The organism is Salipiger thiooxidans (assembly GCF_900102075.1).
GTDB lineage: Bacteria > Pseudomonadota > Alphaproteobacteria > Rhodobacterales > Rhodobacteraceae > Salipiger > Salipiger thiooxidans.
Genome location: NZ_FNAV01000017.1, coordinates 87,506 through 101,840 on the forward strand (window position 1 = coordinate 87,506; position 14,335 = coordinate 101,840).

A 14,335-nucleotide genomic window follows, 5' to 3' on the forward strand; every position below is an offset into this window, starting at 1 on the left:
TGCTTTTCGCCTGCCATTCCGGCAGACCTGCCCCGACCATCAGGGAAGGACGCTCATGACCCGCATCGACGCCAAATTCGCCGCACTGAAAGCCGAAGGGAAGAAGGCGTTCGTCGCCTACGTGATGGCGGGCGACCCGGATTACGACGCCTCGCTCGAGGTGGTGAAGGGCCTGCCGGACGCCGGCGTCGACATCATCGAGCTGGGCCTGCCGTTCACCGACCCGATGGCCGACGGCCCGACGATCCAGCTTGCCGGCCAGCGCGCCCTCGAGGCCGGCATGACGCTCGAGCGGACACTGCAGTTCGTGCGCGACTTCCGCGCCGGCGACGACACCACGCCGATCGTGCTGATGGGCTACTACAACCCGATCTACAACCGCGGCGTCGACACCTTCCTCGCCGACGCGCGCGCGGCCGGAATCGACGGGCTGATCGTGGTCGACCTGCCCCCCGAGGAAGACGAAGAGCTCTGCATCCCCGCGCAGGCCGCCGGGCTCAACTTCATCCGCCTCGCCACCCCCACCACAGATGAACGGCGCCTGCCGAAGGTGCTGCAGAACACCAGCGGCTTCGTCTACTACGTGTCGATCACCGGCATCACCGGCGCCGCCGCGGCAGAGGCCACCGACGTCGGCCCCGAGGTCGCCCGGATCAAGGCCGCAACCGACCTGCCGGTGATCGTGGGCTTCGGCATCCGCACCCCCGAGACCGCCGAAAGCATCGCCGGCGTCGCCGACGGCTGCGTCGTGGGCTCGGCCATCGTGGGCGCCCAGGCCGAGGGCAAACCCGCCGCCGAAGTGCTGGCCTTCGTGAAATCCCTCAGCGACGGCGCCCACCGCGCCTGACCGCCCACGCCACGTTCCGGACGGCGCGCCCCAAACGCGCCGTCCAGCCCACCCTCGGCGCACCTCCCGAACCCCGACACGCTCACGAAACCGAAAAGAGCGCGACCTCCCGGCCGCGCCCCTGAACCCTCTTCCGAGCTTCATCTTGCCAGATAAACTCCGGGGGAGTCTCCGCAGGAGACGGGGGCAGCGCCCCCTCCTCCCTCGCCGTCCGCACGGCGCCGGATTCTCCCTCACCAAGGTCCTGACACAGGCAGACCCGAAAACGGCTCCCCTCCAGTCACACCCCGACCCGAAACCGCTGCGCGCTCACTCCGCCGCGGCCGCGGAGGGGTCCTCGAGCCCCGCGCCCTCGTCGGCGCCGAGCATGATGTTGAGGTTCTGCACCGCGGCTCCCGAGGCGCCCTTGCCGAGGTTGTCGAGCACCGCCACCAGCACCGCAGCCCCCGAGCCCGGGTTGCCGTGCACCGAGAGCTCGAGCCGGTTGGTGCCGTTCAGCCGCTGCGGCAGCACGCGGGGCTCATGCACCGAGGCATCCACCACGGCCACGAAGCGCTCGCCCGCGTAGGCCGCCCGCAGCGCCGCCGTCGCCGCCGCGATGCCGTCGCTGCCGAGGCCCGGAAGCTGCACCGCCACCGCCATGCCCTGGGCATAGTCGCCCACCGAAGGCACGAAGACCGGCGGCGCGCTCAGCAACCCGTGCCTGGAGATCTCCGGCAGGTGCTTGTGCCCCTGGCTCGCGGCGTAGAGGAAGCTGCCGCTGCTCTCGCCGCTCTCGAACTCGGCGATCATCGCCTTGCCGCCGCCGCTGTAGCCCGAGACGCCCGAGATCGCCGGCGCCGCGTCGGGCGCGAGGATGCCGGCCTCGACCAGCGGGCGGATCAGCGCGATGGCGCAGGTCGACCAGCAGCCGGGGTTGGAGACCAGCCGCGCCGAGGCGATGGCCTCGCGCTGGCCCTTCGCCATCTCGGCGAAGCCGAAGGTCCAGCCGTCGGCGACGCGGTGCGCTGTCGAGGCGTCGATGATGCGGGTGCCGTGCGGCTCGGCCAGCGTCACGGTCTGGCGCGCGGCGTCGTCGGGCAGGCAGAGGATGGCGACATCGGCCTCGGCCAGCGCCTCGGAGCGGGCGCCGGCGTCCTTTCGGCGTTCATGGGCGACCTGCACCAGCGCGATGTCCGCGCGGGCTTCGAGCCGCTCGCGGATCTGCAACCCCGTGGTTCCCGCTTCGCCGTCGATGAACACTTTCCAGGCCATGTGTGCCTCCTTGCTTCAGCCTCCCGTCCATAACAGAGGCCGTGGCAAAAGGAAACGCCACGGGCGGCGCCCGCAGCCGCCGTCAGCCGAGCGTCACGTCGAGGAACATCATCAGGATAAGCCCGAAGATGAGCCCCGTGGTCGCCCTGTTCTGGTGGCCGTTGCGGTGGGTTTCGGGCACGATCTCGTGGCTGATGATGAAGAGCATGGCACCGGCGGCGAAGGTCAGCCCCCAGGGCAGCAGGTGGCTGCTCACCGACACCGCGATCACACCCAGCAGCGCCCCCACCGGCTCCACCAGACCGGTGAGCGCGGTGTAGAACAGCGCCTTGCGCCGGTTGTAGCCGAGCCCCACCAGCGCCACCGCCACCGCCAGCCCCTCGGGGATGTCCTGCAGCGAGATGCCGGTCATCACCGAGATGCCGTTGGACTGGTCGACGCCGAAGGCCACGCCGATGGCCATGCCCTCGGGGAAGTTGTGGATGGCGATGGCCAGCACGAAGAGCCAGATCCGCGCCAGCGCGGCGGAATCGGCGCCGCCCTCCGGACCGGTCTTGAAATGCTCGTGCGGGATCGCCCGGTTCAGCCAGGCGACGAAGCCCGCGCCCATGGCGATGCCCGCCGCGGCGAGGGCCGCCGCCGACCAGACCGAGCCGTACTGGCTTTCCGCCACCTCGATGCCGGGGATGATCAGCGAGAAATAGGCCGCCGAGAGCATCACCCCCGCCGCGAAGCCCAGCATGGTGTCGGAGGTCGCCTGCGTCATCTTGCGCCCGACCAGCGCCGGAGCGGCGCCCGCCGTCGTGGCGATGGCGGCAACGAACCCGCCAAAGACGCCCCAGAGAATTTCTTGCATGCTGCCCCCGACCCGGTTTTGCAGCACTAAAGGCGGCAGCGCGGCAAATGGCAACCACCTGCGATTGCGCCGCCCCCCTTGAAGCGGTAAGGAAAACTGACCGGTTCGAGAGGGAAAGGAAGCCGTCGATGCCCGTGATCACCGAAATCGAGGACCTCAAGCGGATCTACAAGCGGCGCGTTCCGCGGATGTTCTACGACTATTGCGAGTCGGGAAGCTGGACCGAACAGACCTTCCGCGAGAACTCGTCGGATTTCGACGATCTCTACCTGCGCCAGCGCGTCGCCATCGACATGACCGGCCGCAGCACCGCGACGCAGCTGATCGGGCAGGACGTGGCGATGCCGGTGGCACTGGCCCCCGTCGGCCTGACCGGGATGCAGCACGCGGACGGCGAGATCCTCGCGGCGAAGGCCGCCGAGACGTTCGGCGTGCCCTATACGCTTTCTACCATGTCGATCTGCTCCATCGAAGACGTGGCCGAGCACACCTCGAAACCGTTCTGGCTGCAGGTCTACACGCTCAAGGACGACGACTTCATGCAGCGGCTCTTCGACCGCGCGAAGGATGCCAAGTGCTCGGCGGCGGTGATCACTGTCGACCTGCAGATGCTGGGGCAGCGTCACAAGGACATCAAGAACGGGCTCTCCGCCCCGCCCAAGCTGACCGCGAGGTCGATCCTCGACATGTCGTGGCGCGTGGCCTGGGGGCTGGAGATGCTGCAGACCAAGCGGCGTTTCTTCGGCAACATCGTGGGTCACGCGGCCGGGGTGGACGACCCCTCGAGCCTCAGCACCTGGACCGCCGAGAGCTTCGATCAGGCGCTGAACTGGGACCGCATCCGGGAGTTCCGCAAGATGTGGGACGGCCCGCTCATCATCAAGGGCATCCTTGATCCGCGCGACGCGCTCGAGGCGCTGAACGTGGGCGCGGACGCCATCGTGGTGTCGAACCACGGCGGGCGGCAGCTCGACGGGGCGCTGAGCTCGATCCGGGCGCTGGGACCGATCATGGACGCGGTGGGCGACAGGATCGAGGTGCATCTCGACAGCGGCGTGCGCTCGGGCCAGGACGTGCTCAAGGCCGTGGCCATGGGCGCCAAGGGCTGCTGGATCGGCCGCGCCTACATCTACGGGCTGGGCGCCATGGGCGAGAAGGGTGTCTCGGAGGCGCTGCGGGTGATCCACAAGGAGCTCGACACCTCGATGGGGCTGTGCGGTCGCACCGACATCAACGCGGTGAACCGCGACATCCTGATGGTGCCGAAGGGGTTCTCGGGCGACTGGGAAGAGTGAGGCCGGCGTCTCGCGGGACGGTTGGGGTCGAGGGGGCTCTGCCCCCGTCCCTGCGGGACTCCCCCGGAGTTTGTCCGGCAAGATGAAGCAGCGGGGTGGCGCCCGGGATCAGGCGCCACGCCGCATCCAGCCCACGAGGGCGGCCGGGATCAGCGCGAGGATCACGGCGACGGTGCCGAAGGCGGCGCCGAGGCCGAAGAGGCCCGAGAGAAACCCCATGAGCGGCGGGCCGAGGAAGAAGCCTGCGTAGCCGATCACCGAGAGGTGGGAGATGGCGCGCGCCCGCTGCGGCGCCGGCACCCGGGCCGCGACGAAGGCGAAGGCCATGGGCACAATCACCGAGGCGCCGAGCCCCAGCACCGCGAAGCCCGCGTAGGCGACCCAGACGGCGGGGGCAAAGCCCGCCAAGAGGGCTCCGACCGCCGCGACGCCTGCGCCGATGCGGATCACCGCCGGTTCCGGGAAGCGATGCGCCAGCGCCTGGCCGAAGAGCCTGCCCATCCCCATGGTGAAGCCCAGCAGTGCCGGGCCCATGGAGCCCGCGGCGGCGCCCGCGCCGAGGTTGCGTTCGAGATGCAGCGCCGACCAGCCCTCGGCCGCCTGCTCGGTCAGGAAGCCGATCATCACGATGAGCCCGCCGGGCAGCACCAGCGGCCAGGCGGAGACCGCGGCCTTCGCGGCGCGGGCGGCGTGGTCCTGCACCAGCGGCGAGGTGGCCATGACCACCACCAGCGCCAGCGTGACGAGGCCGAGCCCGGAGAACACCGCGAGCGGCGCAGCCCCCGCCTCGCGCGAGACACCGGTGACGAGCGCCGAGCCCGCGTAGACGAAGGAGTAAAGCCCGTGGTTGAGGTTCATCAGCGGCCGGCCCCGCGTCACCTCGAGCGCCGCGAGCCGTGCGTTCATCACCACGTCGAGGCAGCCGACCGCCGCCCCCGCCAGCGCCATGCCGAGCGCGAAGCCCCACCATCCGGTGGCGAGCCCCGGGCTCAGGAAGGCCAGCGCCGTGGCCAGCCCGAGGAGCGGCATCGCCGCGCGTCCGAGATGGCGGTCGGCGACGGGGGCTGCCCACATCGCCGCCACGGCGCCGCAGGTCGAGACCAGCATCGCCAGTCCGAAGCCCTCGTCCGTGAGGCCCGCCTGCGACTTCAGATCCGGCACCAGCGCCGCGAATCCGCCCCAGTAGAGCCCCATCGCCGCGAAGGCCGCCGCCGGCCCGCGGCTGGCCAATATGTCCTGCCCGATCCTCATCCGCACTGCCTGCCACCGCGCGCGGTGAAGGTCCAGCGGCGGCGGGCGCGGGCGGGGCGCAAAAAGAGGTTGAGAAAAGTTGCAAACCGGTCTATCGGAGCGCTCTTAACGCGGGGTGACAGCCTTGGAGGCACCCTGCCCTTATATATGGAGAATACAACATGGCTGGTGAGATTCCTGATCTCGTAGCTCTGGAACGGTCGGGGACGGGCAAGGGCGCCGCTCGGCAGGCTCGTCGCGACGGCATGGTTCCGGGGATCCTCTTCGGTGGCGACGCAGAACCGCTCGCGATCCAGATGCCCTTCAACAAGATGCTGCATCAGCTGAAAGCCGGCCGCTTCAAGCAGACGCTCTTCAACCTCAAGGTCGAAGGCCACGATGACGTCCGCGTCATCTGCCGCGATGTTCAGCGCGACGTGGTGAAGGACCTTCCGACCCACTTCGACCTGATGCGCCTGCGCCGCACCACCCGGATCAACCTCTTCATCCACGTTGATTTCATCAACGAGGAGAAGGCTCCGGGCCTCAAGCGCGGCGGCGTGCTGACCATCGTGCGCCAGGAAGTCGAGCTCAACGTGCTCGCCGGCGACATTCCGGACCACATCACCGTGGACCTGGAAGGCAAGCAGATCGGCGACGTGATCCACATCTCGGACGTCACCCTGCCCGAAGGCGTGAAGCCGACCGTCGACCGTGACTTCGTCATCGCCAACATCTCGGCTCCGCGCGGCCTGCGCGCCGACGACGCGGCCGAAGGCGAAGCGGAGGGCGACGAGGAGTAATCCCCGCCCCCACGGCAGAGTTTCGGACGGCCCCGCCAGCGATGGCGGGGCCGTTTCGCTTTCCGGGCGCGCGTTTCCGTGGCAAGGACCCCGGGCGGCGCCCTTGCGGTGCCGGTCCCCCTACCCCATGTCCCGGCAAAGGACGCCACATGCGATACACGCTGCGCCAGATCGAATATTTCATCGCCACCGCCGAGGCCGGGTCGATCACCCTTGCCGCCGAGCGGATCAACATCTCGCAGCCGTCGATCTCGACCGCGATCTCGCAGCTCGAGGCCGAGCTCGGGGCGCAGCTCTTCCTGCGGCGCCACGCGCAGGGACTGTCGCTGACCCGCACCGGGCGCGAGTTGCTGGCCGAGGCCAAGCAGCTCATGGACCAGGCGCAGAAGCTCTACCACACCGCCTCCGAGGCGACCGAGGCAGTGCGGGGCACGCTGTCGCTGGGCTGTCTCGTCACCTTCGCCCCGATGGTGCTACCCGAGGTGACCCACAGTTTCGCCACGGACTTCCCCGGTGTGCGGGTGCTGCCGCAGGTCTCGGACCACGAGCAGCTGCTGCACGGGCTCGAGCGTGCCGAGCTCGACATCGCGCTCAGCTATGACCTGCACCTGCCGGACGAGTTCGAGTTCATCCCGCTGGCCGAACTGCCGCCCTATGCGCTGGTGGCCGAGACCGATCCGCTGGCGAGCGAGCCCGCGGTGACCCTGGGCGAGCTTGCCGAGCGCGACATGATCCTGCTCGACCTGCCGCAGTCGCGGGATTACTTCCTCGCGCTCTTCGCGCGCATGGGGCTGGTGCCCAAGATCAGCGCGCGGCTGCAGCAGCAGGACGTCATCCGCACCATGGTGGCGAACCGCTTCGGCTACACCATCGCCAACATCCGGCCGAAATCGCGGCTGGCGCTCGACGGGCGGTCGGTGGCGAAGGTGCGGATCGCGGGGGATCACAAGCCGATGCGGCTGGGGCTGCTCAGGGTGGCCCGGCAGGCGCCCACGCGGCTGGTGGGGACCTTCATGGACCATTGCGCGACGCTGATCTCGAACAGCTACATCCCCGGGATGGAAGCGCCGATCATGGACCCGAAGCGCGTCGGCTGACACGCGAGCCCGAGGCAGCCGGGGCGCGGGTCTCGCAAGGGCCGGACACGTGCCGCCCCCTGCCTGATTTCAGCTACACCGGACCGCCGGCGTTGCCTCTGGCTGACCCGGCGTGGACAGCCGGACAGCCGGACGGTCAGTCGGGGATGACCGCGGTGCCGTCGATCTCGACCAGCCACTCGGGCCGGGCCAGCGCCTGCACCACGAGGCCGGTGGAGACCGGGTGCACGCCCTTCAGGTACTCGCCCATGGTGCGGTAGACCGCCTCACGGTGACGCACGTCAGTGATGTAGACCACCACCTTGACGAGATGCTCCATCGAGCCGCCGGCCTCTTCGATGAGCTGGCGGATATTCTGCATGACCTTGTGGGTCTGCTCCACCGGGTCGTGGCTCTCGATGTTCTTGGCGTCGTCGAGGTTCTGCGGGCACTGGCCGCGCAGCCAGACGATGCGGCCGCCCTGGGTGACAACGGCCTGCGCCAGGTCGTTGTCCAGGTTCTGCTCGGGATAGGTGTCCTTGGTGTTGAACGGACGGATGCGGGTATGGGCCATTTTCGGTCTCCTTATGGCGTCCTGGTCAGCCTTGCGCCACGGCCTTGACGGGCGCCTCGGCCCCGGCCCGTGCGCAGGCTTCGTCGTTGTAGTCGAAGTAGCTTGCCTGCGTCAGGATGTGGTCGGCGATGTGCTTGGCGTCGTGCCACACGCCCCAGATGAAGCTGGAGCCCCGGCGCGACTGCCAGGGCAGCCCAAGGAAATAGACCCCCGGCTCGTCCGAGATGCCGCGCAGGTGGCGCGGGCGGCCGCCCTCGTCGAAGGTGTCGACCTCGAGCCAACCATAGTCGACGCCATAGCCCGTGGCCCAGATCACCGACGTCACGCCCTCGGCCGCGGCGTCGAGCGCGGTGACCGGGTTGCGCAGGCACTCGGGGTCGGAGACCATCTGGCGCGCCTCGGGCTCCTCGGGCAGGTCGAGGCCCATGCGTTCGACATAGGCGTCGGCCTCGTCGAGCAGCGACAGATAGTTGGCGTCGCCGGCGTTGACCTGCGTGGCCACGTCACCGGCGAAGCGCACGGTGCCGTTCTCGAAGCTCTCTGTGCGGCCGAGAAGCGTGATGCCCTGCTGCGCCAGACGGCGGAAGTCGATGGTCTCGCCGCCGCGCGCACCGCTCACGGCGATGGTGACGTGCTCGCGGCCCGGCTCCTGGCGCGCGATGTCCCACTTGCCGAGCACCCCCAGCCACCAGACAAAATCGCGGCCGCGATAGCTGCGCGGAGGACGGTCGTGCGGGCCGACCGACAGCCAGACCTTGCGGCCGGAGCGCGACAGCTCGTCTGCGATCTGCACGCCGGACGAGCCCGCGCCCACCACCAGCACACCACCCTCGGGGAGCTGCTCGGGGTTGCGGTAGCAGTTCGAGTGGATCTGCAGCAGGCCGGAGTCCGCGGGGATCACCGGCGGGATGATCGGCTTCTGGAAGGGGCCGGTCGCGGCCACGACGTTCTTGGCCTCGAACTCGCCCGCGCTGGTGACCACGTGGAAGGCGCGGCTTCCGGGGATGCGGCGCACGGATTTCACCTCGACGCCGCAGCGCACCGGGGCGTCGATCATCTCGGCGTATTTCACGAAATAGTCGGCCACGTCATCCTTGGCGACGAAGGCGTCGGGGTCGGCGTCCTGGAACTCGAGCCCGGGGAAGCGGTCATGCCACGCGGGGCCGTTGGCGACCAGCGAATCCCAGCGCTCGGTGCGCCAGCGCTCCGCGATGCGGGCGCGTTCCAGCACCACGTGCGACACGCCCGCCCGTCCCAGATGCTCGCTCATCGCGATGCCGGCCTGTCCCCCACCCACGACGAGCGTATCGACTTTCTCTGCTGCCATTCTGTCGTCCTCTTCTGTTGGCCCGGGCGTCGCGTGGCATGGCCCGGGCAAGTCTGTCCGCAGTCATAGGGGCGGCGCGATATTCGGAAAATTATTATCTCTCGCAGCACTGCTTCGTCTTTTCCGATGCGTGTCCCTGCCCGCACGGTCAAAAGCGCACACCGCTCAGGACGGCGCGCCACGAGACGCGCCGCCGGGTCGTTTATCTTCGGTTTTCGGTCCGGTCCGGTGCCGCGGCTCAGGCGTCGGGCTCGCGGAGCAGCAGCTCCGCCGCATCGACGCAGCGCAGCCCCTGGCGCGCGGCCACGAGCATGGCGTGGTCGGTCGCGGCGAGATCGCCGCGTCCGTCAAGCATGGGGCAGATCACCGCCGCCTCGGCACCGCCGTCGCACTCGACCGGCGACCGCGCGAGGCCGGCGCAAGCCGCGCGGCGTGCCGCGGGCCCTCGGGTGTCAACCGTGGCCAGTGTCATGCCATCACTCTCCGAGTTCGTGGAAGCGCCGCCCGAAATAGGCCAGCGCCGGCTGTCCGCTTGTGTGGGTGATGCCGACGATCTCGGCGAAGATCACCTCATGCGAGCCGACCACCGCGCGTTTCGAGACGCGGCAGTCGAAGGACACCACCGCACCGCTGAGGATCGGGGCGCCCGAGGCGCCGGTCGTCCACTCGGCCGCGGCGAAACGATCCTCCATCCCGGTCCTGCCGCCGAAGGTCATCGCAAGCTCCTGATGCGACGGTCCCACGGTGTTGACGCAGATCGCGTCGTTCTGCAGGAATGCCGGCCCCGCCGAGGAGCTGCGGTTCACGCAGACCAGAAGCGTCGGCGGCGAGTCGGTGACCGAGCAGACCGCCGAGGCGGTCATCCCGGCGCGGCCCGCCGGGCCGTCCGTCGTCACGATGTTGACTGCCCCTGCAAGGAGGGACATGCCGTTGCGAAATTCGTCGCGCGAGACGTGCACGCGCGTGGGCTCGTCGCTCGCGGGAAGCTCTGCGTCTGCCATAGCCACTTTCTGTCTTCTTTCCTGATCCGTTCGGGCGCGCCTCATGGCGCCGCCCCCCTCGGATATAGTGCCCGAAAGAGGCGTGGCCCCCCTTCGGGCGCCGCCTCAGTCCCGATAGTCGGGGCACTCGGCGTCGAGGACAAGCTTCATCTCCTCGAAATGGGCGATCGAGAAGTCCTTGATGCCCTCCCAGTCGATTGCCGTCTGCTCTGCGGCCTCATCGCTCAGCGTGAGCAGCGGGCGGCCGGTCGACATGGCGGCGATGACGATCTGGGCGGAACGGTCGAAGGTGTAGATGTCGTCCCAGGCCTCGCCCACGGTCTCGGCGGTGATCATCACCCCGTGGTTGCCCATCAGCAGGCGCGACTTGTTGCCGAGCAGGCCGGCGAGACGCGCGCCCTCCTCGTCCGAGTTCGCCATGCCGCCGTATTGCAGGTCGACCGCGAGACGGTTGAAGTACCGCGCCGAGTTCTGGTCGATGGGCGGCATCCCCGGCGGGTTGATCGAGGCAAGCGCCGTGGTCGTGACCGGGTGCAGGTGCATCACCACGCGGGCCGCCGGGCAGAGCTTGTGCACCTGGCCGTGGATGGCCATCGCGGTGCGGTCGACGTTCACGGGATCGATGCCCTCATTGAGATCGACGAGCACGAGATCCGAGGCCCTGACCCGGCTCCAGTGCATCCACTTGGGGTTAATGAGGAAGCGCGAGCCGTCGGCGGACAGCGCGACCGAGTAGTGGTTGGCGACGGCCTCGTGCATCCCGGCCCGCGCGGTCATGCGCAGGGCGGCGGCGAGGTCGATCCGCGCCTGGGTCTCGTCGATGACGTTGGTCATGGCATCCATGTGTCTCTCATCCTTTTTTGGCGCCGCGCTTGATCTGCGCCAGTTCCATCGCGGCGAAGAAGACCAGCACGATCAGCAGCACGATCACCGAGGCGGCAGCGATCACGGGCGTCGCTTGCAGGTTGATGCTGTCCCACATCTGGCGGGGCAGCGTTGTCTTGAGACCTCCGCCCACGAAGAGCGCGACGGTCAGCTCCTCGAAGCTCTGCAGGAAGCCGGTGATGAAGCCGGCCACGAGGCCCCCCTTCATCAGCGGCAGCGCAACCTTGCGCCATGTCTGCAGCTTCGACGCGCCGAGCGTGAGGCTCACGTCGTTAAGCCGCCAGTCGTAGCCCTTGAAGGTGGTCAGCAGGATCACGAAGACAATCGGTACGGCGATGACGCAATGGCCGATGATGATGCCGAGGTTGGTCGCCACCAGCCCGATCTGGGCGAAGAGGTAGAACAGCGACACCGCAAGCGCGATGGGCGGGATCACCATGGGCGCGAGGAAGAGCAGGAAGATGGCGGTCGACGCCTTGCTCTTGCCCTTGACCAGCGCCAGCGCCGCAAGCCCGCCCACGACCAGCGTCAGCGCCGCCGTGGCGAGGCCGATGCCCACCGAGCGGATGATGGCCGAGGTCCAGAGCGGCGAGGCGAAGAGCTCGTGGAACCAGCGCATGCTCAGTGTCTGCGGCGGGAAGAACAGGTTGGGGCTGTCCTCGAAGGCCATCGGGATGAAAGCCACCACCGGCACCAGCAGCACGAAGACCGTGACCGCTGCGAAGGTGCTGAGCAGGATCCGGCCCGTGCGCTCGGACATGTGGCCGCCGATGGCGCGCGAGATCCGCCCCAGCCCTTCGCTCAGCCAGATGCCGAAGCGGCGGATCGGGTGGTCGTGACGGCGCGGTGCGGCACCGCTGCCCCCGGCAACCGAGGAGATCCCGAACACCTGGTCGAAGACGAAGACCGCGACCAGAGCCGAGATCAGCAGCACCACCGCGAGCGCGGCGCCCTGCTGCCAGTTCTGCAGCTGGTTGATCTGCATGATGATGAGCTGGCCCAGCATGGTCTGCTTCGGCCCGCCCACCAGCGAGGGCGTGATGAAGAAGCCGAGCGAGGCCACGAAGGTCAGCAGGCCCGCCGCCGAGATGCCGCGCATCGAAAGCGGCAGCATCACCGTCCAGAACCCCTGCCCCGAGGTGGCGCCGAGCGTGGCGCTCGCCTGCATCAGCCGTGCGTCCACCTGCTGCAGCGCGGGCAGCATTGTGATCACCGCCAAGGGCAGCATGGTGTGGGCCATGGCGAAGACCACGGTGGTGTTGCTGTAGAGCAGCGCGTCGGGGGCGATGCCGATCTTCTCGGCGAGCCCGGCGATGAAGCCGGTGCGGCCAAGAAGCACCATCCACGAGAAGTTCTTGATCAGCGCCGAGGTCCAGAACGGCAGCAGGATGCAGAAGGCCGCGAGCCGCTGCCGGCGCCCCTCGATCCGCGCCAGCCACAGCGCCAGCGGGTAGCCCAGCAGGATGCACCAGAGCGTGACCTGCAGGCTGACCGAGAACGTCATGCCCAGCACCCGGGCGTAAAGCCCCGGCGACATGGCCTTTTCCATGAAACGCCAGGTCAGCTCACCCGCCGGTTCATGCACCGAGAGATTGAAGATCTGGCCCATCGGCAGGACCATGAAGACGATCAGGAAGAGGACGCCCGGTGCGGCAAGCCACACCGGGTTGATGCCACGCCGGACCGGCGCCGCGGAGAGGTCTGCAGAAGCGCTGAGCTCAGCCATTCGCCACCGCTTTCTCGTCAGCCGCCGCCTTGGCCCTGGCGGCCGTGTAGCGGTTCTCGGGCCGCGGCAGGCCGAGGTGCTCGCGCAGGGTCGAGCCGGTGTAATCCTCGCGGAAGATACCGCGGGCCTGCAGCACCGGGACGACCTTCTCGACGAAGTCCGACAGGGTCGAGGGGATCACCGGGAAGGTGATCATGAAGCCGTCGCAGGCCTCGCGCTCGAGCCATTCCTGCATCATGTCGGCGATCTCTTCGGGCGAGCCGAAGATGGTGACCTTGGAGCGGGTGTACTGCTGACAGATCTGGCGCAGGGTCAGCCCCTTGCGGATCATGCCGGCGATTTCCTCGAAATAGGCGCGGTGGTGGTTCGACTCGGCGGGGATGCGGTCCACCGGCACCGGCTCGTCGAGCGGCAGGTCCGAGAGGTCGGTCTCGATGTCCTGCTTGATGCGCAGAAGGCCGACGTCGGGGTGGATCAGCGACTGCCAGTGATCGAAGCGCGCCTTGGCCTCCTCGGCGTTGTCGCCGACGACGATGGTGGCACCCGCCAGCACCTTGAGGTGGTCGGGGTTGCGGCCGAACTTGGGCATCCGGCCCTTGAGGTCCTTGTAGAAGGCGACGGCCTCCTCGATGTCGGTCGCGACGCCGAAGACGGCCTCGGCGGTCTCGGCGGCGAATTCCTTGCCGGTCTCCGAGGCTCCGGCCTCGACGATCACCGGGTAGCCCTGCGGCGGTCGGGCGATGTTGAGGGCGCCGTTGACCTTGAAGAATTCGCCCTCGTGGTCGAGCACGTGCATCTTGGCGGGGTCGAAGTTCAGCCCGGACTCCTTGTCGTAGACGAAGGCGTCATCTTCCCACGTATCCCAGAGCGCGGTGACGACCTGATAGAACTCGCGCGCCTTGGCGTAGCGCTTGTTGTGCGGCGGCAGGCGGTCGGCGCCGAAATTGCGGGCGGCGAAATCGTTGGCCGAGGTCACGATGTTCCAGCCGGCGCGGCCGTTCGAGATGTGGTCGAGCGATGCGTAGAGCCGCGCGAGGTTGTAGGGTTCGTAGAAGGTGGTCGAGGCGGTGGCGGCAAGACCGATCTTCGAGGTGGCATCAGCGAGCGCGGTCAGCAGGGTGATCGGCTCGAGCTGGTTCATGTACATGGGCGAGCGCGCCCAGGTCTCGATATCAGTGGTGCGGCAGGCCGGCGTGTCGGCGATGAAGTAGAAGTCGAATTTGCCCTTCTCGCAGATCTGCGCGATGTTCTTGAAATAGGCGATGTCGTTCGGAGCACCCGGCTCTGCCTCTTCCGTCAGCCACGCGGCCGCATGCAGGCCGTAGGCTTCGATCAGGGTTCCGATGGCAAGCTGTTTCTTGGTCATGGGTCTTTTCTCTCAGGGCAAGTGTCGGGAGCGGGCGTCGTACCGGTGGGGGGGGGGCACGGCGGACGTGATACCGCCGCACCCGACCGTCATGG

At 68.5% G+C, this 14,335-nt stretch carries 14 protein-coding genes; 4 read left to right on the forward strand and 10 right to left on the reverse strand.

Annotated elements, in window-relative coordinates; translation table 11 throughout:
• Window positions 1-55: 55 nt before the first annotated feature.
• A complete protein-coding gene (gene trpA / locus BLQ77_RS22240) occupies window positions 56-847 on the forward strand; it encodes a tryptophan synthase subunit alpha (protein ID WP_089962946.1) in 792 nt (263 codons plus the stop codon).
• A 309-nt stretch (window positions 848-1,156) separates the two neighbouring features.
• On the opposite strand, the gene argC is transcribed toward trpA, so the two are convergent.
• Entirely contained in the window at window positions 1,157-2,101 is a 945-nt protein-coding gene (gene argC / locus BLQ77_RS22245) for an N-acetyl-gamma-glutamyl-phosphate reductase (protein WP_008883771.1), read from the reverse strand.
• 82 nt (window positions 2,102-2,183) lie between these two features.
• Window positions 2,184-2,957 carry a ZIP family metal transporter gene (locus BLQ77_RS22250; RefSeq protein WP_008884864.1) on the reverse strand — a complete coding sequence of 258 codons (774 nt, stop codon included), beginning with the start codon at window positions 2,955-2,957 and terminating at the stop codon, window positions 2,184-2,186.
• A 128-nt stretch (window positions 2,958-3,085) separates the two neighbouring features.
• Here BLQ77_RS22250 and BLQ77_RS22255 point away from each other — a divergent pair, with 128 nt between their 5' ends.
• On the forward strand, window positions 3,086-4,252 hold the full coding sequence (locus BLQ77_RS22255; RefSeq protein ID WP_008885323.1) for an alpha-hydroxy acid oxidase: 1,167 nt from the start codon (window positions 3,086-3,088) through the stop codon (window positions 4,250-4,252).
• Window positions 4,253-4,360: 108 nt separating this feature from the next.
• On the opposite strand, the gene BLQ77_RS22260 is transcribed toward BLQ77_RS22255, so the two are convergent.
• Window positions 4,361-5,503: an MFS transporter gene (locus BLQ77_RS22260; protein WP_089962947.1), complete on the reverse strand. Its 1,143-nt coding sequence runs from the start codon at window positions 5,501-5,503 to the stop codon at window positions 4,361-4,363.
• 161 nt (window positions 5,504-5,664) lie between these two features.
• Between BLQ77_RS22260 and BLQ77_RS22265 the strand changes: the two genes are divergently transcribed.
• Window positions 5,665-6,285 carry a 50S ribosomal protein L25/general stress protein Ctc gene (locus BLQ77_RS22265; RefSeq protein WP_008885372.1) on the forward strand — a complete coding sequence of 207 codons (621 nt, stop codon included), beginning with the start codon at window positions 5,665-5,667 and terminating at the stop codon, window positions 6,283-6,285.
• 149 nt (window positions 6,286-6,434) lie between these two features.
• Window positions 6,435-7,382, forward strand: coding sequence for a LysR family transcriptional regulator (locus tag BLQ77_RS22270; protein WP_008884752.1), 948 nt, complete (start codon window positions 6,435-6,437; stop codon window positions 7,380-7,382).
• 136 nt (window positions 7,383-7,518) lie between these two features.
• Here BLQ77_RS22270 and BLQ77_RS22275 read toward each other — a convergent pair whose 3' ends face one another.
• From BLQ77_RS22275 to BLQ77_RS22305, 7 genes are all read right to left on the reverse strand, one after another.
• Entirely contained in the window at window positions 7,519-7,935 is a 417-nt protein-coding gene (locus BLQ77_RS22275) for a RidA family protein (protein ID WP_008884786.1), read from the reverse strand.
• A 25-nt stretch (window positions 7,936-7,960) separates the two neighbouring features.
• Entirely contained in the window at window positions 7,961-9,262 is a 1,302-nt protein-coding gene (locus BLQ77_RS22280) for a flavin-containing monooxygenase (protein ID WP_089962949.1), read from the reverse strand.
• 238 nt (window positions 9,263-9,500) lie between these two features.
• A complete protein-coding gene (locus BLQ77_RS22285) occupies window positions 9,501-9,734 on the reverse strand; it encodes a hypothetical protein (RefSeq protein ID WP_089962951.1) in 234 nt (77 codons plus the stop codon).
• Between the two features lie 4 nt (window positions 9,735-9,738).
• Window positions 9,739-10,263: a flavin reductase gene (locus BLQ77_RS22290; RefSeq protein WP_050782285.1), complete on the reverse strand. Its 525-nt coding sequence runs from the start codon at window positions 10,261-10,263 to the stop codon at window positions 9,739-9,741.
• A gap of 105 nt (window positions 10,264-10,368) precedes the next feature.
• Complete coding sequence (locus BLQ77_RS22295) at window positions 10,369-11,106, reverse strand: class II aldolase/adducin family protein (RefSeq protein WP_089962953.1); 738 nt, start codon at window positions 11,104-11,106, stop codon at window positions 10,369-10,371.
• A 7-nt stretch (window positions 11,107-11,113) separates the two neighbouring features.
• Window positions 11,114-12,874 (reverse strand): ABC transporter permease subunit, encoded by a 1,761-nt coding sequence (locus tag BLQ77_RS22300; RefSeq protein ID WP_089962955.1) that lies wholly within the window; start codon window positions 12,872-12,874, stop codon window positions 11,114-11,116.
• Window positions 12,867-14,240, reverse strand: coding sequence for an LLM class flavin-dependent oxidoreductase (locus BLQ77_RS22305; RefSeq protein WP_089962957.1), 1,374 nt, complete (start codon window positions 14,238-14,240; stop codon window positions 12,867-12,869). The genes BLQ77_RS22300 and BLQ77_RS22305 overlap by 8 nt, the downstream gene beginning before the upstream one ends.
• Window positions 14,241-14,335 lie beyond the last annotated feature (95 nt).

What these genes read in the sequence shown, in the direction of transcription:
- trpA (WP_089962946.1), top strand. Translation starts at nt 56, where the DNA reads ATGACCCGCATCGACGCCAAATTCGCCGCACTGAAAGCCGAAGGGAAG.
- argC (WP_008883771.1), bottom strand. Translation starts at nt 2,101, where the DNA reads ATGGCCTGGAAAGTGTTCATCGACGGCGAAGCGGGAACCACGGGGTTG.
- BLQ77_RS22250 (WP_008884864.1), bottom strand. Translation starts at nt 2,957, where the DNA reads ATGCAAGAAATTCTCTGGGGCGTCTTTGGCGGGTTCGTTGCCGCCATC.
- BLQ77_RS22255 (WP_008885323.1), top strand. Translation starts at nt 3,086, where the DNA reads ATGCCCGTGATCACCGAAATCGAGGACCTCAAGCGGATCTACAAGCGG.
- BLQ77_RS22260 (WP_089962947.1), bottom strand. Translation starts at nt 5,503, where the DNA reads ATGAGGATCGGGCAGGACATATTGGCCAGCCGCGGGCCGGCGGCGGCC.
- BLQ77_RS22265 (WP_008885372.1), top strand. Translation starts at nt 5,665, where the DNA reads ATGGCTGGTGAGATTCCTGATCTCGTAGCTCTGGAACGGTCGGGGACG.
- BLQ77_RS22270 (WP_008884752.1), top strand. Translation starts at nt 6,435, where the DNA reads ATGCGATACACGCTGCGCCAGATCGAATATTTCATCGCCACCGCCGAG.
- BLQ77_RS22275 (WP_008884786.1), bottom strand. Translation starts at nt 7,935, where the DNA reads ATGGCCCATACCCGCATCCGTCCGTTCAACACCAAGGACACCTATCCC.
- BLQ77_RS22280 (WP_089962949.1), bottom strand. Translation starts at nt 9,262, where the DNA reads ATGGCAGCAGAGAAAGTCGATACGCTCGTCGTGGGTGGGGGACAGGCC.
- BLQ77_RS22285 (WP_089962951.1), bottom strand. Translation starts at nt 9,734, where the DNA reads ATGACACTGGCCACGGTTGACACCCGAGGGCCCGCGGCACGCCGCGCG.
- BLQ77_RS22290 (WP_050782285.1), bottom strand. Translation starts at nt 10,263, where the DNA reads ATGGCAGACGCAGAGCTTCCCGCGAGCGACGAGCCCACGCGCGTGCAC.
- BLQ77_RS22295 (WP_089962953.1), bottom strand. Translation starts at nt 11,106, where the DNA reads ATGGATGCCATGACCAACGTCATCGACGAGACCCAGGCGCGGATCGAC.
- BLQ77_RS22300 (WP_089962955.1), bottom strand. Translation starts at nt 12,874, where the DNA reads ATGGCTGAGCTCAGCGCTTCTGCAGACCTCTCCGCGGCGCCGGTCCGG.
- BLQ77_RS22305 (WP_089962957.1), bottom strand. Translation starts at nt 14,240, where the DNA reads ATGACCAAGAAACAGCTTGCCATCGGAACCCTGATCGAAGCCTACGGC.